Source organism: Aromatoleum diolicum (assembly GCF_012910955.1).
In the GTDB taxonomy this organism is placed as follows: Bacteria; Pseudomonadota; Gammaproteobacteria; order Burkholderiales; family Rhodocyclaceae; genus Aromatoleum; species Aromatoleum diolicum.
The window spans coordinates 70369-92623 of record NZ_WTVQ01000002.1 but is presented as its reverse complement, the minus strand read 5'-3'; the positions used below and the strand labels follow the sequence as shown (position 1 = coordinate 92623).

The following is a 22255-nucleotide window of genomic DNA, read 5'->3' as shown; positions in this document are numbered from 1 at the left end:
CGCCTTAATCTGAATCAATGCTGAACGCGCCCAAGTCGGTATTAAGATGCTGCAATTCGCGTGTGGAGCCTGTGGCCGGGCATCACGTGACGTGCAGGTGGTCGCGTCGAGCAAGTTGCCGACACCCTTGCAGCTGCGTTCGGTGGGCGAACGACAGCCGTTGTTGACGATTTGCTGCAGTGCGGCGTGCGTTTTAATGCATTTAGTGCACAATGATGCATGAAGCCGTAGCAGATGTTCGGACGTTTGAGTTTTCCGAGACAGGAAGGACGCACGTGAAACCGACTGATATCAACGCCCCCGACTATCTTCACAAGGTCGTGGATTGCCAGTGGGCCTGCCCGGCCCATACCAACGTTCCCGAATACATTCGCCAGATTGCCGCCGGAGATTTCGCCGGCGCCTACATGACCAACTGGCGCTCGAACGTATTCCCCGGGATTCTCGGTCGCGTGTGCGACCGCCCCTGTGAGCCGGCGTGCCGGCGCGGGCGCGTCGACAAGGAGCCGGTCGCGATCTGTCGCCTGAAACGCGTGGCGGCCGACTTCAAGGACGATATCCACGACCAGTTGCCGCAGCCGCCGACGCAGAAGAACGGCAAGCGCATCGCCTGCGTCGGGGCCGGTCCCGCGTCGCTGACGGTGGCGCGCGATCTCGCCGTGCTGGGTTACCAGATCACCGTGTTCGACGGCGGAAAGTCCGCCGGCGGCATGATGCGCAGCCAGATCCCGAAGTTCCGCCTGCCCGACAGCGTCATCGACGAGGAATGCGGCTACATCGCCGGGCTCGATGTCGAGTTGCGCCAGGATCAGTGGATCGGCAGCCTGCGCGAGGTGCTGGCCGACAGCTGGGACGCCGTCTTCGTCGGCACCGGCGCACCGCGCGGCCGCGACACCGATCTGCCGGGACGCAAGGAGGCCGCGGCGCACATCCACGTCGGTATCGACTGGCTGTCGAGCGTCGCCTTCGGTCACATCACGAAGATCGCCCGACGCGTGATCGTGCTCGGGGGCGGCAACACCGCCATGGACTGCTGTCGCTCGGCGCGGCGCCTCGGCGGCGAAGAAGTGCATGTCGTCGTGCGTAGCGGCTTCGACGAGATGAAGGCATCGCCGTGGGAAAAGGAGGATGCGATCCATGAAGGCATCCCCATCCACAACTACCTCGTGCAGAAGGCCTTCACGCATGACAACGGGCGCCTCACCGGCGTGATGTTCGAAAAGGTGCGCGCCGAATACGACGACACCGGCCGCCGTTCGCTGGTGCCGACGGGCGAGCCGGACGTGCATATGGAATGCGACGAGGTGCTGCTCGCGATCGGGCAGGAAAACGCCTTCCCGTGGATCGAGCGCGACATCGGCCTCGATTTCGACCGCCACGGCATGCCGGTGCTCGATGCACAGACACTGCAATCGACGCTGCCGCGCGTGTTCTTCGGCGGCGATGCGGCGCTCGGGCCGAAGAACATCATCACCGCGGTCGCACAGGGCCACGAGGCCGCAATTTCGATCGACCTGTTCTGCCGCGGCGTGGCGCTGACGCAGCGCCCGCCCTCTACGGGCAGGTTCATCAGCCAGAAGATGGGCATCCACGAGTGGAGCTACGACAACCGGATCTCGGAAGAGGCGCGCCGCAAGGTGCCGGTGAAGAAGCTTGAAGACACCCTGAAGGACATCAAGCTCGAGTTCGAACTGGGTTTCGACCTGGCGCTCGCGTGCGCCGAGACCGAGCGCTGCCTGAACTGCGACGTCGCCACCGTATTCAAGCCCAAGCTGTGCATCGAATGCGATGCCTGCGTCGACATCTGCCCGACCGAGTGCATCACCTTTACCGCGAACGGTGAAGAGGGCGAGTTGCGCGCCCGGCTGAAGGTGCCGGCGCATAACCCCGATCAGGCGCTGTACCTGGCAGAAGGGCTCAAGACCGGGCGTGTGATGGTCAAGGACGAGAACGTCTGTCTGCACTGCGGCATGTGCGCCGAGCGCTGTCCAACCGGCGCCTGGGACATGCAGAAATTCCTGTTGAACATCGCCCATGCCGGCGCGGAGGCGCAAAGATCATGACACGCGTACAAGCCATCCAGAACTGCAACGACTTCGTCATCAAGTTCGCCAACGTCAACGGCTCGGGTTCCTCCTCGGCCAACGAACTGTTCGCGCGCGCGGTCATTCGCATGGGCGTGCCGGTCGCGCCACGCAACATCTTTCCGTCCAACATCCAGGGGCTGCCGACCTGGTACGAGGTGCGCGTGTCCGAAGCCGGCTGGCTCGGCGCGCGCGGTGGCTGCGACATGATGGTCGCGATGAACCCGCAGACCTGGGACCGTGACGTTGCTGCGATCGACCCCGGCGGCTACTTGCTCTACGACTCGACGAAGCCGTTGCCGCAGTCAAAGTTCCGCGACGACATTACCGTGCTGGGGGTGCCGCTGACGGACATCTGCAATCGCGAATACGAAGACCCGCGCCAGCGCCAGCTGTTCAAGAACATCATGTACGTCGGCGCACTGCTCGCGCTGCTCGACATGGAATTCGCCGCGGCCGAGAAGCTGATCGTCGACCGCTATCGCGGCAAGGACCAGTTGATCAAGGCCAACGTCAATGCATTGCGGCTCGGCTACGACCACGCGAAGGCCAACCTGCCATGCCCGATCGGCTTGCGCGTCAAGCGCGCGGACGCGGTCGGCGACCGCATCCTGATCGACGGCAACAGTGCCTGCGGCCTGGGTGCCGTGTATGGTGGCGCAACGGTCGCCGGCTGGTACCCGATCACCCCGTCGACCTCGGTGATCGAAGCCTTCTCGAGCTACTGCCGCAAGTACCGCACCGACCCCGACAACGGCCGCGCGCGCTATGCGATCGTGCAGGCCGAGGACGAACTGGCGTCGATTGGCATGGTTCTCGGCGCGGCGTGGAACGGCGCGCGCGCCTTCACCGCGACCTCCGGGCCGGGCATTTCGCTGATGCAGGAATTCTTCGGTCTCGCGTATTTCGCCGAAGTGCCGGCGGTGATCTTCGACGTGCAGCGCGGCAGCCCCTCCACCGGCATGCCCACGCGCACGCAGCAATCCGACCTGATTTCCTGCGCCTACGCCTCGCACGGCGACACCCGGCACGTGCTGCTGTTCCCCGAAGATCCGCACGAATGCTTCACCTTGGGCGCGCAGGCCTTCGATCTCGCCGACCGCCTGCAAACTCCGGTGTTCGTGCTCTCCGATCTCGACATCGGCATGAACGAACGCCTGTGTGCGCCCTTCGACTGGGATGACAGCCGCCGCTACGACCGCGGCAAGCTGATGACGTACGACGAACTCGAAGCCGGCAAGACCTTCGGCCGCTATCTCGACGTCGATGGCGACGGCATTCCCTACCGCACGATCCCCGGCACCCATCCGACGCGCGGGGCGTACTTCACGCGCGGCACCACGCGCAACGCCTACGCCAAGTACAGCGAGCTCGGCGCCGACTACGTCTATAACATGGAGCGGCTGCGGCGCAAGTTCGACACCGCGAAGACGCTCGTCCCGGCACCGGTCCTGCGCAATGCAGCGCAGCCCACGCGTTACGGCGCGATCCACTTCGGCTCGACGGGGCCGGCGATGGCCGAAGCCAGCGTGCTGCTCGAAGCCGACGACGTGCATGTCGACACCCTGCGGGTGCGTGCCTTCCCGTTCAGCGACGAGGTCATGCGCTTCATCGCAGAGCACGAATGCGTCTTCGTCGTGGAACAGAACGAGAGCGGGCAGTTGCGCTCGCTGCTGATCAACGAAGGCGAGATCGATCCGAAGAAACTGGTGCGTGTGCTGCACTACGACGGCTCGCCGATCACTGCGCGCTTCATTGCCGGCAAGATTGCCAATGCATTGTCGGACCGCAAAGTCAGCCCGATCACAACCCCGCTGCGCAAGGTGGCGCCATGACCTATCTCGCCAAACCCAAACTCCTCAGCGCCGATGCTCCGAGGAACGCGCTCGGCTACACGCGCCGCGACTATGAAGGTGCGATCTCGACGCTGTGCGCCGGCTGTGGCCACGACTCGATCAGCGCCGCGGTGGTGCAAGCCTGCTTCGACCTCGACATCGAACCGCACAAGGTCGCCAAGCTCTCGGGCATCGGCTGCTCGTCGAAGACCCCCGATTACTTCCTCGGCAACTCGCACGGCTTCAACAGCGTGCATGGGCGCATGCCGTCGGTGCTGACCGGTGCCGCACTCGCCAACCGCAACCTGACCTACCTGGGGGTGTCCGGCGACGGCGATTCCGCGTCGATCGGCATCGGCCAGTTTGCGCACGCGATGCGCCGCGGCGTGAATATGACCTACATTGTCGAGAACAACGGCGTGTACGGCCTCACCAAGGGGCAGTTCTCGGCGACCGCCGACAAGGGCTCGAAGAGCAAGAAGGGCGTCATCAACAGCGACAGCCCGATCGACCTTGCCGCACTCGCGCTGCAACTCGGGGCGACCTACGTCGCGCGCAGTTTTTCGGGCGACAAGGAACAGCTCATCCCGCTGATCAAGGGCGCGCTGTGCCACGGTGGCCCGGCCTTCATCGACGTCATCAGCCCCTGTGTGACCTTCAACAACCACAGCGGCTCGACCAAGAGCTACGACTACGTGCGCGAGCACAATGCCGCGGTCAACCGCGTCGACGTGATCCTGCCGAAAGCGCAGATCGAAACCTCCTACCCGCCGGGCTCGCTGCGCCGCGTCGTGCAGCACGACGGCTCGATCCTGCATTTGCGCAAGCTGGGCGTGGACTACGACCCGTCCGACCGCATCGGCGCGATCAATCACCTGCAGGAGCGTCAGGCGCTGGGCGAGATCGTCACCGGCCTGCTGTACGTCAACAGCAGTGTGCAGGACATGCACGCCCACCTGAACACCGTCGAGAAGCCGCTCAATCAGCTCGGCGACGCCTACCTGTGCCCCGGCAGCAAGGCGCTCGATGCGCTCAATGCCTTGCTGCGCTAGTTAGCGCGGGGACGGCGCGGCGTTCCGCGCGCACAGGGCGGCCCGCGGCGGCAAGGGCGCGCCGTCCTGTGCAAACGGTTTCCGCCATGTAATGATGTCCGGCTATCAACCCATGTCTGCCGTGCCTTGAAACGGCTGACGTACCAGACACGGACTCGGCAGCGGGAATGACCAGGCGCAGACTCTACCGTGGCCGCGACCTGCGTCGCGCCCAGAACATTGCTGAATTGCGCGCCATGGCGGCGGCGCGGGTGCCGAACTTCTGCTTCGAGTACCTCGAGGGCGGGGCCGACGACGAACTGAGCCTGCAACGCAACCGCAGCAGTTACGACGCGATCAGCTTCCTGCCGCGCACGCTGATCGACGTGTCCGTGCGCGACCTGAGTTGCCCGCTGTTCGGCTCGCGCGTCGACATGCCGGTCGTCATCGCACCGACGGGTTTCAACGGCCTGTTGTCGCACCAGGGCGACCTGATGCTCGCCGAAGCGGCCCGCGATGCCGGCATTCCGATGTGCCAGAGCATGGTGTCGACGGTTTCGCTGGAACAGATCACCGCAACCGGGGTGCGCCACTGGATGCAGATCTACCCGTTCAAGGACCGCGACAATCTTGCCGGCGTGGTCAGGCGCGCCGAGCAGGCGGGTTCAGAAGCCATCGTCCTGACCACCGATGTTCCGCTGTTCGGCAACCGCGAATGGGACCGGCGCAACTACCGTGCGCCGATGAAGCTCAACCTCGACAGCCTGATCGACGTTGCCATGCGTCCGCGGTGGGTGTGGGATGTGCTCGTCCCGCATGGCATGCCGCGCTTCAAGAATCTGGGCGGTTTTCTGCCGCCGGGGCAGGACAGCGCGCGGAATGCCGCCACCTTTCTATCGACGCAGATGGACCCGTCGCTGAACTGGCGCGATGTTCAATGGCTGCGCGACTTGTGGCCGCGCAAGCTGATCATCAAGGGCATCCTGTCGGCCGAAGACGCGCTTCGCGCAAAGTCCCTGGGCGTCGATGGGCTGGTCATCACCAACCATGGCGGGCGGCAACTGGATGGCTGCACCGCGCCGATCGAAGTCCTGCCCGACATTCGCGACGCGGTGGGGCCGGAAATGACGCTGATCGTGGATAGCGGATTGCGTCGCGGCAGCGACTTCGTCAAGGCGCGCGCGCTCGGCGCCGACGCAGCAATGTCCGGACGCGCCACCCTGTATGGCCTGGCCGCCGGTGGAAAACCCGGTGCCGCTCGTGCTCTCGAGATCCTCCGCACGGAAATCGACCGCACCCTGGGCTTGCTCGGGTGTCCGGTGCTGGCCGAACTCAACCGGGAGCATGTTCGCATTCCGAAGGGGTGAATGCAGCGACGGTTTCGCGAGGCATCGCCGTTCATCATCACGGCCCGCAGCGAAATCCGACGGCCCCGGAGCTGGCGTGTCCGGTGAGCCCTCAGCCGCCGAGAATCGCTCTCACCGCGGCCGCGAAGTCGTCGACGACAAGCACGGGATGGACTTCCTCGTCGCTTTCGTCCGCCGCGCGGAACTTGCCGGTACGCACGAGGATGCCCGCAATGCCCGCGCGCTGCGCGCCGCCGATGTCGTCGTGCAGGTCGTCCCCGATCAGCACTGCGGCGGCCGGCTCGACGCCGAGCTCGTGCAGCGCGCCGTGGAAGAAGGGCAGCGCTGGTTTGCCGACCACTTCCGCTTCGATACCTGCGGCGTATTCCAGCGCGGCCACGAAGGCGCCGAGATCGAGGCTCAGCCCGTCCGTTTCCTTGAAGTAGCGGTTGCGCGCCATTGCGATCAGCGGCAGGCCCTGCATCAGCAGCCGGAACGCCTGGTTGAGCCCGTCGAAGGTGAAATGCGGACCGGCGTCGCCGATCACCACCGCGCTCGGCTCGGTGTGGCTCGGCCCCATCTCGTCGGCGATGTCCGGATGGATCAGGTAATGCGGCCGCAGGCCGCGCTCGTCCACGAGCTGCCGCGTCGCGTGCACCGCGGTATGGATTTCGGCCGCGGCGATTTCGAAGCCGAGTTCGTGGAGCAGGGCGACGATCGCCTGACGCGGCGAGCGCGTGGTGTTGGTCAGGAAGCGCAGCGGCACGCCGGTTGCGCGCAGCCGCGTCAGGGCCTCGACCGCGCCCGGAACCGCATCACTGCCGACGTGCAGAACGCCCGCGAGATCAATGAGAACCGCCCCTGGTGCTGCCGGTAGCTGCATGGTTGACCTCCAATCGAGTGGGCCGCCGGATTTTATCCTGGCCGACCTGTCGCGCCAGGAAGCCGCTCAAGCCTCGCGGAGCGGTTTGCTCTCACCGATCTGTGACGCGAGCTTGATCGCGAGGGCCTCCAGTTGCGCGGAATTCTCCAGCCCATCGACGAAGCGCCGGGGTATGCCTGCAAGGCCGCATTGCGCGCCGACGAGCGCGCCGGTGAGGATGGCGCGTGCCTGATTCTGCCCGCCGCCATTGATCGCGTGAAGTACGGCCGACTCGAAATCGTCATGGAAGCGCGCGGCGAGGTAATAGACGGCCGGCAGCAGGTGGTAGATGGCGCATGGCATGCCGTAGACGATGGATACCTTCCACGCCGGCTCGATGCGAATGTCCGGATCGGCGGCCGCCGCGGCCATATAGGACGGCGTGAGCAGCGCGTCGGGCGAGGCGAACTTGCCAGCGCGCGAGGGTTCGGCTTCGCCGGAGTGCGGGACATCCAGCTGACCGCTCGTCACCGTGTGGAAGGGCAGCGCGCCGGACTTCGAGAGGGCGACGAGCTTGCCCGACAGGCCGGTGTCGAGCCTTTCTCCCTGCACCAGCAGCCCGAGGACCGCAGCGTAGGCGACAGTCATCGCGACCACGGTGTCGTCGGTCTGGGTGAGGCGGGTGTTGCCGGCGACCGCGTCGGCGAGTCGATGCGGCTGGAGCGCATAGCGGACCGCCAGCGCCAGGGTGCGCTCGATGGCTTCAGTGGTGTCCGCGTGTCCGCCCGCTTGCGACCACGGCAGGCCTTGCTGCACCCGGCGGCGCCACGCCTCGCGGATCGACTGGCTGGTGTAGCCGCCCGGGCCGTGCATCGGGGTGCCGTCGAGTTGCGGAAAGAGATCGTCGTCCAGACGGCGACAGAAGTCCGCTTCGTCATAGCCACCGCAATCCACGACGGAGCGGAGCAGGAGCTGCAGGATCAGGCCGGCCTGGGAAAGCTGCCCTGCCTTGAGCCCCGCGTGGTATCGGCCGGGTTTGGGATCCGTGTAGTCGGTGATCCACGGCCCGTAGTCGCGGCGCAAGTCCGCGAGTTTGTAATACCAGTGGGGGCCGAGGCCGAGGGCGTCGCCAATGAAGGCACCCAGCAGCGCTCCGGCGGCGCGATCTTCGAAGGACGTGGGCATGTGGGTCTCGGTCGTTGATGGGGCTCGATGCAAGCGCGCGAAGCGATCATGTCGCGGCTGCGCCGCGAGTCAGGGCCGGGCACATCGGGAGGTGACCGTGCCTATGCGTTGTAGCAGGCGCTCATGCGCAACGCCAAACTGGCGGGAGGAATCTGAGAATTGCCGAGGGCCGTTGCGGAGCGCTTCAAATGTCGGCCACCCAGCTCTCGGTGCCAGTCGCGATGATTGCACCGTCTTCGTTTTGCTTGTGCTGACGGAATAGGCGCGCGGTTTCGAGAAATGCGGCAAGGATCGGAGACTGATCGTCGGCGCGGTAGATGCAGCTGAGATCGACCCACGCTTGGGCGGGGGCGTCCTGAAGCGGGCGGAAAACGACGCCTGGCAGGGTCAGCGTGGTCACCGACTCCGGCACGAGACAGATGCCGAAGCCGCTGGCGACGAGCGCGACGCCGGTCACGGCATCGCCGACTTCTTGCGAGACCTTCGGCACAAAGCCCGCTTCCTGGCACAGGCCCATGACCTTGTCGATGAAGCTCGGCCGTGCTCCGGTCGGAAACAGCACCATCGGATGCTCGGCGAGCATCCGGAAAGGGATGTTCGTCTCGCGTGCCAGCGGATGATTCTCGTTGATCGCAAGCAGCAGGGGTTCGGTCGCGACGAGCTCGGTGGCGAGATCGGGCTGCGGCGCGAGCATGCGGTTGAAGCCGACGGTAATGCGCCGCTGGCGCAAGGCCTCGATCTGCTCGGCTTTCGTCATCGTGTGCAGCACGATCTTGACGTCCGGATAGGCCTTGCGGAAGGTCAGGAGCAGCTTGGGGATGGCGTCGAGGATGGCCGAGCCGAAAATCGCGACATCCAGGCGTCCAAGCTTGCCCTGGCCGGCGCGCTGCGCCCGCTCGGTGGCCTGTTCGACGACCGCCCGAATGTTGCGCGCCTCGGCGAGGAACAGCTCGCCGGCCTGGGTCAGTTCCATACCCTTCGGCGTGCGCGTGAACAGGCGCACGCCCAGTTCGTCCTCCAGTTGCTGGATCTGGCGCGTGAGCGGCGGTTGCGAGATATGCAGGCGCGCGGCGGCACGGCCGATGTTCTCTTCCTCGGCCACGGCGATGAAGTAACGAAGGTGTCTGAGGTCCATATCTTGCCCGGATGCGATGAGGGAGCGTGTGTCCGACACCATACCCTGAAGGTATTGACGTTGCCAATTAATGGTATTGGACGGTAATCCTCGACCCCGATAACTTCCTCCCTGCACAGACGGCCCATCGCTCATCCGCAAGGCGCCGCCACAAGAACCACAAAGTCATTGCTCCAGGAGGAAGACATGGGGACCAGGAAGTTGGCGTATCGCGCTACGCCGCAGATTCGTCGGAGGAAGGCCGTGAATGCGGTGCTGGGCGCGCTGGCAGCGCTTTCCGCCGCGCCGGCCGCGTTCGCGTTCCAGATCGACGCGGGCAATCCGGACATCCGGATGACGTGGGACAACACCGTCAAGTACAGCGCCGCGTGGCGCACCCGCAGTGCCGATTCGAATGTCGCGGACAATTCGATCGGCGTGCAGGCAAACACCAACGACGGCGACCTGAACTTCGACCGGGGGCTCATCTCGAATCGCCTCGATCTCCTGTCGGAATTCGATTTCCGCTACAAGCGCAACTTCGGCTTCCGCGTCAGCGGCGCGGCGTGGTACGACGACGTGTACAACCGTCGCAACGACAATCCGGGCGCGCTCGGTGGCGCGCTGGTGAATTCGCGTTCGGCTGCTTACAACGAATTCACCGACGACACCCGCGACCTGCACGGGCGCAAGGCGGAGTTCCTGGATGCCTTCGTGTGGACGAACCTCGCGCCGGGCGACATGAACGTCAACCTGAAGGCCGGCCGCTTTACGCAGATTTATGGTGAGAGCCTGTTCTTCGGCAGCAACGGTATCGCCGCCGCCCAGACCTCGCTCGACCTGATCAAGGCGCTGTCGGTGCCGAACTCGCAGTTCAAGGAGATCCTGCGCCCGGTGGGGCAGGTGTCGGCGCAACTGCAGGTCAGCCCGACCTTCTCGATCGGCGCGTACTATCAGGCCGAATGGCGCAAGACGCGCCTGCCGGCCGCGGGTTCGTACTTCAGCTTCGCGGACTTCGTCGACGAGGGCGGCGAGACCGTCATCCTCGGGCCGGGCGCCTTCGTGCACCGCGGCAAGGACATCGAGGCGAAGGATTCGGGGCAGGGCGGCCTGCAGCTGAAATTCAAGGCGGGCGATACCGAATACGGCGTGTATGCCGCGCAATACCACGACAAGATGCCGCAGTTCTACCTGCGTCCCGGCGTGAACCCGGGCAACGGCAGCATCGGCGACTACGTCCAGGTCTTCGCGGAAAACATCCGTACCGTCGGCGCGAGCTTCAGCACGCTGATCGGCGAGACCAACGTCGGCGGCGAGATCTCCTTCCGCGACAACATGCCGCTGGTGGCGAGCGGCAACACCGTGATCCTGCCGGGCAACACGACGGCCGACGGCGACAGCAATGCCGCCTTCCCGGTCGGTCGCACGCTGCACCTCAACCTGTCGGCGATCAGTGTGCTGTCCGCGAACGAACTGTGGGAAGGTGCCTCCTTCATTGGCGAATTTGCCTACAACCGCCGCCTGAAGATCACCGACAACGCCAAACAGCTCGACCCGCGCGCGACGCGCGATGCGAGCGCGATCCAGTTCATCTTCCAGCCCGAGTACTTCCAGGTGCTGCCCGGCCTCGACCTGCAGGTGCCGATCGGCGTGAGCTACGGCCTCACCGGTCGGTCGTCGGTGAACGGCGCGCTGTTCCCGTCGGAGCATGGCGGCAACCTCAGCGTGGGCGTGAAGGCCGAGTACCAGAAAACCTGGCAGGCCGGCATCACCTACACCCACTACATCGGCTCGCCCGGTTCGGTCATCCGCTACAACACCGCGGTGCCGCAACTCTCGTACGACAACTTCCACGGCGACCGCGACTTCATCTCGCTGTCGGTCCAGCGCACGTTCTGATTTCAGACATCCATAAATCGAGGAGACGAGAATGCACAAGCATCTGATTCTGTCGGCGGCGATTGCCGCCATGTTGAGCGGCGCGCAGGTCGCGCACGCCGCGGTCGGCGCCGACGAGGCCGCCAAGCTCAAGACGACGCTGACCCCCCTGGGTGGCGAGAAAGCCGGCAACAAGGACAACAGCATCCCGGCATGGGACGGCGGTGTCACCAAGCCGCTGCCCGGCAAGAAGATGGGCGACATCCCGACCGAGATCTTCGCCAACGAAAAACCCGTGCTCCAGGTCAACGCCAAGAACATCGCGCAGTACGACGCGCTGTTGTCGGAAGGGACCAAGGCGCTGCTGCAGAAGTATCCCGAGTCGTTCCGGCTTGACGTCTACCCGACCCACCGCACCGCTGCCGCGCCCCAGAAGGTCTATGACAGCGTCGCGAAGAACGCGACCCGCTGCAAGCTGAAGGACGGCGGCTACTCGATCGAGGGTTGTATCGGCGGCACGCCTTTCCCGATCCCGAAGGAAGGCGTCGAGGTGATGTGGAACTACCTGATGCGCGTCGAGGCGCCGTCGATCGAGTACCGCTTCAAGAACATCGTCGGCAACGCGGATGGCTCACATACCCTGGCGACGCGCAACGAGATCTCGTTCCAGTACCCGCAGTACTACGAGGATGCGACCCCGGAGAGCTGGTCGGGCGAGTACGCCATGTTCCGCTTCAACACGCTGGAGCCCCCGTTCAAGGCCGGCGAGTCGCTGGTGATCCGCGACAGCGTCGACCAGAAGAACGCGCGCCAGGCGTGGCAGTACCTGGTCGGCCAGCGTCGTGTGCGTCGTGCGCCGACCGTCTCGTACGACACGCCGGACTTTGTTGCCTCCGGGGCGAACTACTTCGACGAGGTGCAGGGCTTCTTCGGCTCGCTCGACCGCTTCCAGTGGAAGCTGATCGGCAAGCAGGAAATGCTGATCCCGTACAACAACAACGGGCTGATCGGTGCGAAGCTGGACGACGCGCTTGCCAAGTTCCACCTCAATCCGGACCATGTGCGCTGGGAGCGCCACCGCGTCTGGGTGGTCGAGGCGAGCGTCGCGTCGGGCAAGCGTCATGCGGTGCCGAAGCGTCGCTACTACATCGACGAGGACACCTGGCTGATCGCGCTGGTCGATGGTTATGACGCCGAAGGCAAGCTGTGGCGCACCACCCAGGTCACGCCTTTCCTCGTCCCCTCGATCCCGGCGACGCTGATGAAGACCGCGACCGTGTTCAACCTGCAGGCCGGCACGATGAGTGTGATCCAGGCGCTCAACGGCGAGGACTTCAAGGTCGTGCCGCGCAAGCAGGAAACCTTCTTCACCGGTGATGCCGTCGCTGCCGAAGGCGTGCGCTGATACGCCTCGCTGTTACGCCACGCTGTTACGCCACGCTGTTACGTCCTCTCCCGCTTGCGGATCCGGCCCTGATTTCGTCCCCTTTTTTCCTCCCGGGGCCGGATTCCGCTCTCCTGCATGTCCGATCCTTCGCCCGTCGCCGTATGGCGACGCGCGGGATCGTTGTCGAACCGAGTACCGATGATGCGCCCAAATCTTCCCAGCACCCGACGCACCGCGCTCACCGCCGCAATCCTGGCCATCGCCTGCCTGGGCGGTGTCGGCGGCGCGCTGGCGGCCCCCATTTCCGATCTCCTCGACCTGCCTGCCCCGGTCAATGCGCGTGCAGTGCGCTCGCTCCAGCTCGCGGTCACGCGTGCCGGTGATCGCCTGGTCGCGGTCGGCGAGCATGGCAACGTGCTGTTGTCCGACGACCATGGCCGCAACTGGCGCCAAGCGCGCCGCGTGCCGGTGAGCGTCGCGCTGACCGACGTGCATTTCCCCACCGCGCAACTCGGGTGGGCGGTGGGGCACAGCGGGGTCGTGCTGCACAGCGCGGACGGCGGTGAAACCTGGGCGCGTCAGCTCGACGGCAAGCTCGCGGCCCAGGTGGTTGTGGAGGATGCGCGGAAGCGCGCCGGCGAGAGCGAGGGCGGCAATCTCGACGCCGGCAATCGCGATGCCGCCGCGCGCCGGCTGCGCGAGGCCGAGGGACTGGTCGCCGACGGCCCGGACAAGCCTTTCCTCGGCGTACATTTCGCGGACGCCGAGCGCGGCTGGGTGGTCGGTGCCTACGGCCTCGCGCTGGCCACGAAGGATGGCGGCAAGAGCTGGACCTCGTTGATGGGGACGATCCCCAATCCGCGCGGCAAGCACCTGTATCAGGTGCGTGGCGATGCGAATGCGCTCCTCGTCGCGGGCGAGCAGGGCGCGCTGTTCCGCTCGACCGATGGCGGCAGCGCCTTCAGCGCGCTCGCGACCCCGTATGCCGGCACCTGGTTCGGCGCGCTGCGCACGCGCAGCGACACGCTCCTCGCATTCGGCCTGCGTGGCAACGCCTGGCGCAGTGCCGACGGCGGGGCGAGCTGGGAGCGCATCGACGCCGGACAGCCGGTGACGCTCGCCGCGGGCCGCACGCTGGCCGACGACTCGATCATCCTCGGTGACGCGAGCGGGCGTCTGCTGCGCAGCACGGACGGCGGACGCAGCCTCGTCGCGCTGACCGTTGCACCCACCTCCGGTCTCACCGGTCTCGTGCAGGCCGCCGACGGCGCCCTGATTCTTTCCGGACCGCGCGGACTCACGCGCATCGAGCCGGAATTCCTCGTTGCGGAAGTAAAAAAATGAGCCACGCTCACGCCATGCCCGCAGGCGTCGTCATCGGCGACCTCGCGGCCTTCGACTCACGCTCCGGTTCGCTCGGCGAACGGCTGCTGTTCAACAACCGCCTCGTGATCGTCGTGCTGTGCCTGATCACGACGCTCGCGCTCGGCTATCAATCGCTCGGGCTGTCGCTGAACGCGGCGTTCGAGAAGATGATCCCCACCGGGCATCCGTACATCGCGAACTTCCTCGAGAACCGCAGCCAGCTCGCCGGGATGGGCAACACGCTGCGCATCGCGGTGGAAGCGAAGGAAGGGACGATCTTCGACGCCGACTATCTCGACACGGTGCGCAAGATCAACGACGAGCTCTTCCTGCTGCCTGGCGTCGATCGCCCCTACATGAAATCGCTGTGGACGCCGGCGGTGCGCTGGACCGGCGTGACCGAGGACGGCCTCGACGGCGGCCCGGTGGTGCCGGATGACTACGACGGCTCGCCCGACAGCCTCGAGCAGGTGCGACTCAACGTCGAACGCTCGGGCGAGATCGGCCAGCTCGTCGCCGCCAACTACAAGTCCAGCATCGTGCTCGTGCCGCTGCAGGAAAAGATCGCCGAAACCGGGGCGCGCATCGACTACGCGCAGCTCTCCGAGCGCATCGAGGAACTGCGCGCGAAGTATGAGAACGACCGCGTCAGCATTCATGTCACCGGCTTCGCCAAGGTCGTCGGCGATCTCCTTGCCGGCCTGCAGCAGGTGATGGTCTTCTTCGCGATCGCCATCGCCATCTGCACCGCGGTGCTGTACTGGTACACGCGCTGCCTGCGCAGCACGCTGCTCGTGGTGCTGTGTTCGATGATCGCGGTGGTGTGGCTGCTCGGGCTGCTGCCCACGCTGGGCTACGAGCTCGATCCCTATTCGGTGCTGGTGCCCTTCCTGGTCTTCGCGATCGGCATGAGTCACGGCGCGCAGAAGATGAATGGCATCATGCAGGACATCGGCCGCGGCACGCACAAGCTCGTCGCCGCGCGCTACACCTTCCGGCGGCTGTTCCTCGCCGGGATGACCGCGCTGCTCGCCGACGCGGTGGGTTTCGCGGTGCTGATGGTGATCGACATCCAGGTCATCCAGGATCTGGCCGTCACCGCGAGCATCGGCGTCGCGGTGCTGATCTTCACCAACCTCGTGCTGCTGCCGATCCTGCTGTCCTACACCGGCGTGAGTCCGGTCGCCGCCGAGCGCAGCCTGCGTGCCGAGACGATGGAAGCGAACGACTCGGGGCACGGCAAGCACGCGTTCTGGGCCTTCCTCGACCTTTTCACCCAGCGCAAATGGGCGACCATCGCCGTCGCTGCGGGTGTCGTGATGGGCGTCGTGGGCCTGGCCACCAGCTTCCAGCTCAAGATCGGCGACACCGACCCGGGCGCCCCCGAACTGCGCGCCGATTCGCGCTACAACCGCGACAACGCCTTCATGGTGGCCAACTATGCGGCGAGCAGCGACGTGTACATCGTCATGGTGAAGACGCCGCAGTACGCCTGCGCGCATTACGACACGCTGATGTCGGTCGACGCGCTCGAACGCGAGCTGCAGCAGCTGCCGGGCGTCGAGGCGACAAGCTCGCTCGCCGGCCTCGCGAAGGTGTCGCACGCCGGCATGAACGAAGGCAGCCTGAAGTGGTTCGAGATCCCGCGCTCGCAGGACATGCTGAACGCGATCATCACCCGCGCCCCGCGCGAACTCTTCAACCAGAACTGCGACCTGACGACGGTGTATGTCTACCTGAAGGATCACAAGGCCGACACGCTGACGAGCGTCGTGAACACGGTCGAGGCCTTCGCCGCGCAGCACGGCAGCGACGAGATCCGCTTCCTCAATGCTGCCGGCAACGCCGGCATCGAGGCCGCGACCAACATCGTCGTGCGCAAGGCCAACGTCGAGATGCTGTTCCTCGTCTATGCGGCCGTGATCATCCTCGCGTTCATCACCTTCCGTTCGTGGCGCGCGGTGATCTGCGCCGTGCTGCCGCTGATGCTGACCTCGGTGCTGTGCGAGGCGCTGATGGTGTGGCTCAACATCGGCGTCAAGGTCGCGACCCTGCCGGTGATCGCACTCGGCGTCGGCATCGGCGTCGACTACGCGCTGTATGTCATGACGGTCACGCTCGCGCAACTCAAGCACGGCATGAGCCTGTCGGAGGCGTACTACAAGGCGCTGCTCTTCACCGGCAAGGTCGTCGTGCTGACCGGAATCACGCTGGGCATCGCGGTCGCGACCTGGACGTTCTCGCCGATCAAGTTCCAGGCCGACATGGGCATCCTGCTCGCCTTCATGTTCGTGTGGAACATGCTCGGCGCCCTGATCCTGCTGCCGGCACTGGGCCATTTCCTGCTGCGTCCGAAGAAAACCGTCGCCATCTGACACTGAGCCCCAGGGAGACTGAACATGTACCGTCATTTGCTGGTGCCGCTCGATGGTTCCGAGCTGGCAACGAATCTCGTCACCCAGTCGGTCGAGTTCGCCCGGACGCTGGGCGCGCGCATCACCTTCTTTACCGCCCGCGAGGATTTCGGCGCGAGCGGCGAGGGCGCGTTGCAGCGCACGCTGGCGCCGCAGGACTATATTGATGAGGCCGCGGGCGACGCCTACGCCATCCTCGCCAAGGCCAAGGCCGCCGCGGGGCAGGTGGAACTGCGGTGCGACACCGTCGTGCGTACCGGGGCGCGGCCGTGGGAGCTGATCCTGCAGGTCGCGGAAGAGCGCGGCTGCGACCTGATCTTCATGGCCTCGCATGGCCGGCGCGGGCTGCAGGCGTTCGTTCCCGGTTCGCAGACGCAGAAAGTGCTGGCCCACGCGCGCCTGCCGGTGCTGGTCGCGACCGTCGAGCGCAACGCGCCTGCGGGCGCGGCGCGGGCGGCAATCGGCATCATCCAGGACGAGCATCGCTCGATCGCGTCCGTGCTCGCCGGGCTGCGCGCAGCGATGCGCGAGGCGCGCGAGCGCGACACCCTGCCGGACCTCGATTTCATCGCCGCCCTGCTGCACTACATCAAGGTTTTTCCCGAGGTGCTGCACCATCCGAAGGAAGAGCGGTTTCTGTTCAGCAAGCTCGCGGCACGCACCCGCGACGCGGACGAGACCCTCGCGGTGCTGCGCCGCGAGCACGAGGAGGGCGGCGCGATCGTCGCCGATGTCGAGGCCGCCGTGGAGCGCTGCCGCAGCGATCGTTCCGGCCTTGCCACGCTCGCCCTGGCGGTCGATGCCTTCATCGAATCGCAGTGGCGCCACCTCAACACCGAGGAAGAGATCATCCTGCCTGCGGCGCTGGAGCACCTCAGCGACGAGGACTGGCGGGAAGTGGAGCAGGCCTTCCGTGAAAACGGCGACTCCCGCGTCGGCGGCGAATACGACGAAGGTTTCAAAAAGCGCTTCGCGAAGCTGATGAATGTCACTGCAGCGGGGGATAATTGGCAGTAGCTTGAAAATGATCAATACCAACGAGAGGGCAGCGCTTGAACGACGCCCCCACACGGCGAGGAGAGACGTCCGGATGCAACACGAGAAGCTGATCGAGCAGTTCAACCTGCGCTCGCGGCTGCGCTTCAACCTCGAGAGCGGGCACATCTGGCTTGGCGAGAACCGCATGCTGATGTTCCACGCGCAGGCCTTCGGTGCGCTGCGCAAGGAACTGTTCGACTCGCTCGGCGCCAAGCGGGCGAAGGGCGTGCTGCTGCGCATGGGCTTCGCCTCCGGCCGCCATGACGCGGAGCTCGCCTACAAGCTCTCGAATCAGCTCAACCCCTACGAGGCGTTCCAGATCGGCCCGGAGCTCCACGCCTTTGAAGGTCTGGTGAAAGCGACCATCGTCGACGCGAAGATCGACTGGGAGGCCGGCACCTTCTTCGGCGAGGTCGAATGGCAGAACTCGTGGGAAGCCGAGTCGCACGTCCAGCACTTCGGCGTCGGCGAAGACGTCGCGTGCTGGAGCCTCGTCGGCTATGCCTCCGGCTACACCAGCTATTTCCTCAAGCGCTTCATCGTGTTTCGCGAGATGGAATGCACCGGGCGCGGCGACCCGCGTTGTTTCATCGTCGGCAAGCCCGCCGAGGCGTGGAAGTTCGACGACGATTATCTCGACTACTTCCAGCCCGACAACGTCGAATGCAAGCTCCGCCAGTTGCAGGACGACGTCAAGCAGCTGAAGGCCACCCTGTCCGCGCAGCAGGCCCCTACCGGCCGGCTCGTCGGCAGCGCGCCGGGATTCCGCACCGCGTTCGATCTCGTCAGCAAGGCCGCGAAGAGCCCGATCAGCGTGCTGTTGCTCGGGGAGACCGGCGTCGGCAAGGAGATGTTCGCGCGCTGGCTGCACGAGCACAGCGACCGCGCGGACCAGCCCTTCGTCGCGATCAACTGCGCCGCGATCCCGCACGACCTCATCGAATCGGAACTCTTCGGCGTGCAGAAGGGCGCCTACACGGGCGCGCAGCATTCGCGCCAAGGGCGATTCGAGCGCGCCAACGGCGGCACATTGTTCCTCGACGAAGTGGGCGACCTGTCGCCCGCCGCACAGGTGAAGCTGCTGCGCGTGCTGCAGACCGGCGAGATCGAACGGCTGGGCGACGACCAGACGCGCAAGGTGAATGTGCGCCTCGTCGCCGCGACCAACGTGAACCTGCAACAGGCCATCGCCGAAGGACGGTTCCGCGCCGACCTCTATTACCGGCTCGCAACCTATCCCGTCACGATCCCGCCGCTACGCGAGCGCAAGGCCGACATCCCCCTGCTGGCCGCGGCCCTGGTCGAGAAATACGCACCGACCTATCACAAGAAGGTCGACGGCATCACCGACCGCGCGATGCAGGCGCTGCTCGCGCAAGACTGGCCCGGCAACGTGCGCGAACTGGAAAACCTCATCGAACGCGGCGTGCTGCTCGCGCAACCGGGCGGTCAGATCGAGCTGGAACACCTGTTCGCGGCCGGTGCTCCCGAACCGCAGAACGGCGTCGAGATCGGCCGCGAGGGCTTCATTGGTGATGCCGTGGAAGCGAACCGCGGCAGGCTCTACGACGCGCTGCTCAACGAAGGCTTCGATCTCGAGGCCCACGAGCGCCGGCTTGTGGAACTGGCAGTGCGCCGCGCGAAGGGCAATCTGACCCACGCGGCGCGGCTGCTCGGCGTTACGCGACGTCAGCTTGCCTACCGCCTGAAACAGGACGCCAACGCGTCTGAATAGTTCTCCACCGTTCTGACGGAAAGTGGGCTGCCGGTCCTGCGATCAGGCGCGTTCCGGCTGTACGGGTGTGACCGCCGTGCGTACGAAGGCTTGATCGTGGCGCGCAAAGTCCCACTGCTCGATCAGGCAGTAGTCCCCCGCGTCGCCCCATCGCAGGATGTTCACCGAATTGGGCGCTTCGTGGCGTATGCGCGACGAGACGGCGGTTCCGGCTTGGAGCACCCACAGTCGCCGCGCCAAACCGTGCGGCGCCAGCGTGTAGGGCAGATGAATGTGCCCGCCCAACACGAGGTCGGCCCCGGCGGCCGACCAGGCCCGCAGGGCGGCATGGTGGCCGCGCAACAGGTTGCAGCGGTCCTCAGGCTGGGTCACGGCCGCCGGCTGGTGCACCACCACCACGCGCAACTGCTGCGGGCTGGCGGCGGTCAGCAGGTTTGCCACGCGATCGATCTGCTCCGTGGACACCTCCCCGTTCTTGTGCCGCCATGCGCGCGTGGTGTTGACGCCAATGACCAGCAGATCCTGCGACGCGTGCACGGGCTCGAGATCAGCTCCGAACACCTTTGCGTAGCGCGCGTACGGGCGGGTCAGCCGCGCCCACAGGTCGAACAGCGCGATGTCGTGGTTGCCCGGCACGGCCAGAACCGGTGCCCCCAGTCGGTCCACGAAGGCCTTCGCCGCGCGAAACTGGGCGGGCCGCGCACGCTGCGTGATGTCACCCGACAGCACCACCACATCCGGCCGCTGCTGAGCTGCCAGGGCGATCAGGGCCTCGACCACGCGCGGCTGTTCGGTGCCGAAATGGGTGTCGGAGATCTGCAGCAGGACACTCATGCCGCAGCCTGTGGCGCGTTTGCCGTGCCTGCTGCGCCAGTGGCCTGGAGCAGGTACAAGGGCTTGTCCAGCACACGAATGTCGATGGGCGCGCGCATGCGTGCCACCTCACCGTCGAACGCCACCATGACCTTCTTGCGGCCGGGTGCCAGCGTGGGCTTCACCACCATGTGGTGGAACTCGAAGCCTTCCACGCCGGCGGCTTCCCCCAGCCTGCCCATCGCCCCGTGCAGCATCAGCCCGATCATCGACAGCGTGCCGATGGGCCGTAGCATCAGCGCGGCCATGCTGCCGTCGCCGGGCGTACCGGGCAGGGTGTCTTCCGGCTCCGCACCGAACTGTTGCAGCTGCAGCCGGTTGTTGCCCACGAAGAGCGTCAAGGTCTGCACGTCGCGAACCGTGGAACCCGTCTCGATGTGCAGGCGCAGCCGGCGCTGCGCGCGCAGCAGCGTTGCACAGGCCGCTACGAACGCCACCCAGCGGCTGCGGCCAAAGCGGGCCTTGTAGGCCTCGCGGTCCTGCAACAGTTCGGGGTAGACGCCCAGGCTGGCGTTGACCAGAAAGACCCGGTCGTTGATGGCCCCCACCTGCACCGGCATCGGGCGCGCTTCCAACAGCTGCTGCGCCGCAGCGGCTGGTTCGGTGGGTATGCCGTGCGTCCTGGCAAAGTAATTGAAGGTGCCGTACGGGATGACGCCCATTGCGCAACCGGCTGCGTGTGCGGCCTGGGCCACCGTGTTGAGGCTGCCATCGCCGCCGACGGCGACCACAGCCGTACCGCGCGCCACCGCCGCCGCTGCGGCCTCGGTGGCCACACACGCCAGCTCGGCAGGCCGGCAAGTCAACAGTTCGCCCTTGCGCCCTTTCGCCGCGAGGGCCGATTGGATCACGGCACGCTTGGCATCAACGTCGAGGGCTCCCGCAGCGTCGTTGATCACGAATAGGAGAGCCGACGCAGGATCGAGGCGCGGGACCGACATCGCGGAGCGCTGCGCGCTGTCGGTCCCTGACGACTCAGGCTGGGAACCATCATTCATGATGCAGCAGATCGCCGAAGACAATGTGCTCGCCGTCCCGGCGATCGGCGCCAGGCGCGTCGTAGAGCACCAGCCAGCGGGGCTTGCCACCGGCGATTTCGGGCGGCAGGTCACAGATCGCCTCGGCGCGGTTCGTGCCGCGCCCATGGGGCAGCGAAACCGACTCTGTCAGCGCCGTTTCGAAACGCACCGGTTCCCGGTTGGCTTTCATTGTGGGTCGGGCGAGCGGCCACTTGAAGACACGGATATCGCCGTTGAGCACCATCGTCGGACCGGCGAGGATATAGAGATCATCGCCAGAGAAGTGCAGGTCGCGGACGCCTAGGCCGTCGAGTTGCAGGAAATGCTTGCGCAGCAGCGTGCCGCTGTCGTCCAGGGGTACCAGGCGCAGTTGATCGTCGCGCGCCTCGACCTCGATCTCGAGCAACGCCGACCAGCCGCGCAGCACCGGGCCACGCAGGCCGAGCAGCAGCCGGCGTCCATCCACCGCCAGGCCTTCGATGTCGAAGCCGTTGTCCTTGCCCGGGATCGCCATGTAGGGCCCGAAGTGGGGGTCGTCGGCTAACGCGCGGGTGAGCAGGTTCGCCTGCGAATCGCCCTTCAGCCGCAATGCCCGCCGGCCGTCCTGAGCCTGGTGCACCAGGCAGGGCTCGCCCTGGGCGTCGGGTTCGATGGGCAGACACGCCAGCAGGCGGCGGTTACTGTCGAGCGCCACCTTCGCCAGCCGCTTGGCGTTGTCGGCGTGGTCCCGGTCCGGTTTGGCGTTCTTGCGCTTGAGGCCATGCGAACCGACCACCCACAGGTAACCATCGGCCACCGCCATGCCTTCCAGGTCGGCCTCTTCGTCGGCCGCACCGGGCAGGTCCAGCAGGTCGGCCAGCGGGAAGTCGCGGGCTTCGCCAAAACGCAAGGCCTCGCGGCCCACGGCGTCGAGCCGGCGCAGGCGGTCCAGGCCACAGGCTTCGTCGCCTGCCACCCAGAGCCAGTCGCCGGTGAAGGCCGCACCCGATAAGTTGTTTTGAATCAGGGACCCGGGCGCGAACTCCAGACGAACGGCGTTTGGGTTTCGGGTGTTGGGCATAGAATATGTTCTCCGGAAGATGCAGCGCT

General features: G+C 65.9%; 16 protein-coding genes. 10 read left to right on the top strand and 6 right to left on the bottom strand.

The features are described from left to right. Positions 1–275 precede the first annotated feature (275 nt). The 4 genes from GPA25_RS01600 to GPA25_RS01585 all read left to right on the top strand — a co-directional run bounded on the left by GPA25_RS01600 (position 276) and on the right by GPA25_RS01585 (position 6317). The gene (locus GPA25_RS01600) at positions 276–2063 is read left to right on the top strand and encodes an FAD-dependent oxidoreductase (protein ID WP_169258598.1); all 1788 of its coding nucleotides are present in this window, start codon (positions 276–278) and stop codon (positions 2061–2063) included. Continuing rightward, entirely contained in the window at positions 2060–3919 is a 1860-nt protein-coding gene (locus GPA25_RS01595; RefSeq protein WP_169258597.1) for a 2-oxoacid:acceptor oxidoreductase subunit alpha, read from the top strand. Before GPA25_RS01600 ends, GPA25_RS01595 begins: the two co-directional genes overlap by 4 nt. After that, entirely contained in the window at positions 3916–4971 is a 1056-nt protein-coding gene (locus tag GPA25_RS01590; protein WP_169258596.1) for a 2-oxoacid:ferredoxin oxidoreductase subunit beta, read from the top strand. Before GPA25_RS01595 ends, GPA25_RS01590 begins: the two co-directional genes overlap by 4 nt. 167 nt (positions 4972–5138) lie before the next feature. After that, entirely contained in the window at positions 5139–6317 is a 1179-nt protein-coding gene (locus GPA25_RS01585) for an alpha-hydroxy acid oxidase (RefSeq protein ID WP_211162891.1), read from the top strand. A gap of 91 nt (positions 6318–6408) precedes the next feature. Here the strand turns inward: GPA25_RS01585 and GPA25_RS01580 are convergent, their stop codons facing one another. From GPA25_RS01580 to GPA25_RS01570, 3 genes are all read right to left on the bottom strand, one after another. Beyond that, positions 6409–7179: a TIGR01458 family HAD-type hydrolase gene (locus tag GPA25_RS01580; protein WP_169258595.1), complete on the bottom strand. Its 771-nt coding sequence runs from the start codon at positions 7177–7179 to the stop codon at positions 6409–6411. A 66-nt stretch (positions 7180–7245) separates the two neighbouring features. Further along, a complete protein-coding gene (locus GPA25_RS01575; protein WP_169258594.1) occupies positions 7246–8343 on the bottom strand; it encodes an ADP-ribosylglycohydrolase family protein in 1098 nt (365 codons plus the stop codon). Positions 8344–8527: 184 nt separating this feature from the next. Next, positions 8528–9478, bottom strand: a complete 951-nt coding sequence (locus tag GPA25_RS01570; protein ID WP_169258593.1) for a LysR family transcriptional regulator — start codon at positions 9476–9478, stop codon at positions 8528–8530. A 186-nt stretch (positions 9479–9664) separates the two neighbouring features. Here GPA25_RS01570 and GPA25_RS01565 point away from each other — a divergent pair, with 186 nt between their 5' ends. The 6 genes from GPA25_RS01565 to GPA25_RS01540 all read left to right on the top strand — a co-directional run bounded on the left by GPA25_RS01565 (position 9665) and on the right by GPA25_RS01540 (position 19274). Then, the gene (locus tag GPA25_RS01565) at positions 9665–11356 is read left to right on the top strand and encodes a DUF1302 domain-containing protein (protein ID WP_246265194.1); all 1692 of its coding nucleotides are present in this window, start codon (positions 9665–9667) and stop codon (positions 11354–11356) included. 31 nt (positions 11357–11387) lie between these two features. Continuing rightward, a complete protein-coding gene (locus GPA25_RS01560) occupies positions 11388–12740 on the top strand; it encodes a DUF1329 domain-containing protein (protein ID WP_169258592.1) in 1353 nt (450 codons plus the stop codon). 180 nt (positions 12741–12920) lie between these two features. Then, positions 12921–14066, top strand: coding sequence for a WD40/YVTN/BNR-like repeat-containing protein (locus GPA25_RS01555; protein ID WP_169258591.1), 1146 nt, complete (start codon positions 12921–12923; stop codon positions 14064–14066). After that, positions 14063–16462: an efflux RND transporter permease subunit gene (locus GPA25_RS01550; RefSeq protein WP_169258590.1), complete on the top strand. Its 2400-nt coding sequence runs from the start codon at positions 14063–14065 to the stop codon at positions 16460–16462. Before GPA25_RS01555 ends, GPA25_RS01550 begins: the two co-directional genes overlap by 4 nt. Positions 16463–16486: 24 nt before the next feature. Then, a complete protein-coding gene (locus GPA25_RS01545) occupies positions 16487–17518 on the top strand; it encodes a universal stress protein (protein WP_169258589.1) in 1032 nt (343 codons plus the stop codon). 73 nt (positions 17519–17591) lie between these two features. Then, complete coding sequence (locus GPA25_RS01540; RefSeq protein WP_169258588.1) at positions 17592–19274, top strand: sigma-54-dependent Fis family transcriptional regulator; 1683 nt, start codon at positions 17592–17594, stop codon at positions 19272–19274. Positions 19275–19316: 42 nt separating this feature from the next. Here GPA25_RS01540 and GPA25_RS01535 read toward each other — a convergent pair whose 3' ends face one another. The 3 genes from GPA25_RS01535 to GPA25_RS01525 all read right to left on the bottom strand — a co-directional run bounded on the left by GPA25_RS01535 (position 19317) and on the right by GPA25_RS01525 (position 22226). Further along, on the bottom strand, positions 19317–20108 hold the full coding sequence (locus tag GPA25_RS01535) for a metallophosphoesterase family protein (RefSeq protein WP_169258587.1): 792 nt from the start codon (positions 20106–20108) through the stop codon (positions 19317–19319). Beyond that, positions 20105–21046 carry a diacylglycerol/lipid kinase family protein gene (locus GPA25_RS01530; protein ID WP_343034796.1) on the bottom strand — a complete coding sequence of 314 codons (942 nt, stop codon included), beginning with the start codon at positions 21044–21046 and terminating at the stop codon, positions 20105–20107. Before GPA25_RS01530 ends, GPA25_RS01535 begins: the two co-directional genes overlap by 4 nt. 91 nt (positions 21047–21137) lie before the next feature. Beyond that, positions 21138–22226, bottom strand: a complete 1089-nt coding sequence (locus GPA25_RS01525; protein WP_169258586.1) for a DUF3616 domain-containing protein — start codon at positions 22224–22226, stop codon at positions 21138–21140. Positions 22227–22255 lie beyond the last annotated feature (29 nt).

What these genes read in the sequence shown, in the direction of transcription:
- GPA25_RS01595 (WP_169258597.1), top strand. Translation starts at nt 2,060, where the DNA reads ATGACACGCGTACAAGCCATCCAGAACTGCAACGACTTCGTCATCAAG.
- GPA25_RS01590 (WP_169258596.1), top strand. Translation starts at nt 3,916, where the DNA reads ATGACCTATCTCGCCAAACCCAAACTCCTCAGCGCCGATGCTCCGAGG.
- GPA25_RS01585 (WP_211162891.1), top strand. Translation starts at nt 5,139, where the DNA reads ATGACCAGGCGCAGACTCTACCGTGGCCGCGACCTGCGTCGCGCCCAG.
- GPA25_RS01580 (WP_169258595.1), bottom strand. Translation starts at nt 7,179, where the DNA reads ATGCAGCTACCGGCAGCACCAGGGGCGGTTCTCATTGATCTCGCGGGC.
- GPA25_RS01575 (WP_169258594.1), bottom strand. Translation starts at nt 8,343, where the DNA reads ATGCCCACGTCCTTCGAAGATCGCGCCGCCGGAGCGCTGCTGGGTGCC.
- GPA25_RS01570 (WP_169258593.1), bottom strand. Translation starts at nt 9,478, where the DNA reads ATGGACCTCAGACACCTTCGTTACTTCATCGCCGTGGCCGAGGAAGAG.
- GPA25_RS01565 (WP_246265194.1), top strand. Translation starts at nt 9,665, where the DNA reads ATGGGGACCAGGAAGTTGGCGTATCGCGCTACGCCGCAGATTCGTCGG.
- GPA25_RS01560 (WP_169258592.1), top strand. Translation starts at nt 11,388, where the DNA reads ATGCACAAGCATCTGATTCTGTCGGCGGCGATTGCCGCCATGTTGAGC.
- GPA25_RS01555 (WP_169258591.1), top strand. Translation starts at nt 12,921, where the DNA reads ATGATGCGCCCAAATCTTCCCAGCACCCGACGCACCGCGCTCACCGCC.
- GPA25_RS01550 (WP_169258590.1), top strand. Translation starts at nt 14,063, where the DNA reads ATGAGCCACGCTCACGCCATGCCCGCAGGCGTCGTCATCGGCGACCTC.
- GPA25_RS01545 (WP_169258589.1), top strand. Translation starts at nt 16,487, where the DNA reads ATGTACCGTCATTTGCTGGTGCCGCTCGATGGTTCCGAGCTGGCAACG.
- GPA25_RS01540 (WP_169258588.1), top strand. Translation starts at nt 17,592, where the DNA reads ATGCAACACGAGAAGCTGATCGAGCAGTTCAACCTGCGCTCGCGGCTG.
- GPA25_RS01535 (WP_169258587.1), bottom strand. Translation starts at nt 20,108, where the DNA reads ATGAGTGTCCTGCTGCAGATCTCCGACACCCATTTCGGCACCGAACAG.
- GPA25_RS01525 (WP_169258586.1), bottom strand. Translation starts at nt 22,226, where the DNA reads ATGCCCAACACCCGAAACCCAAACGCCGTTCGTCTGGAGTTCGCGCCC.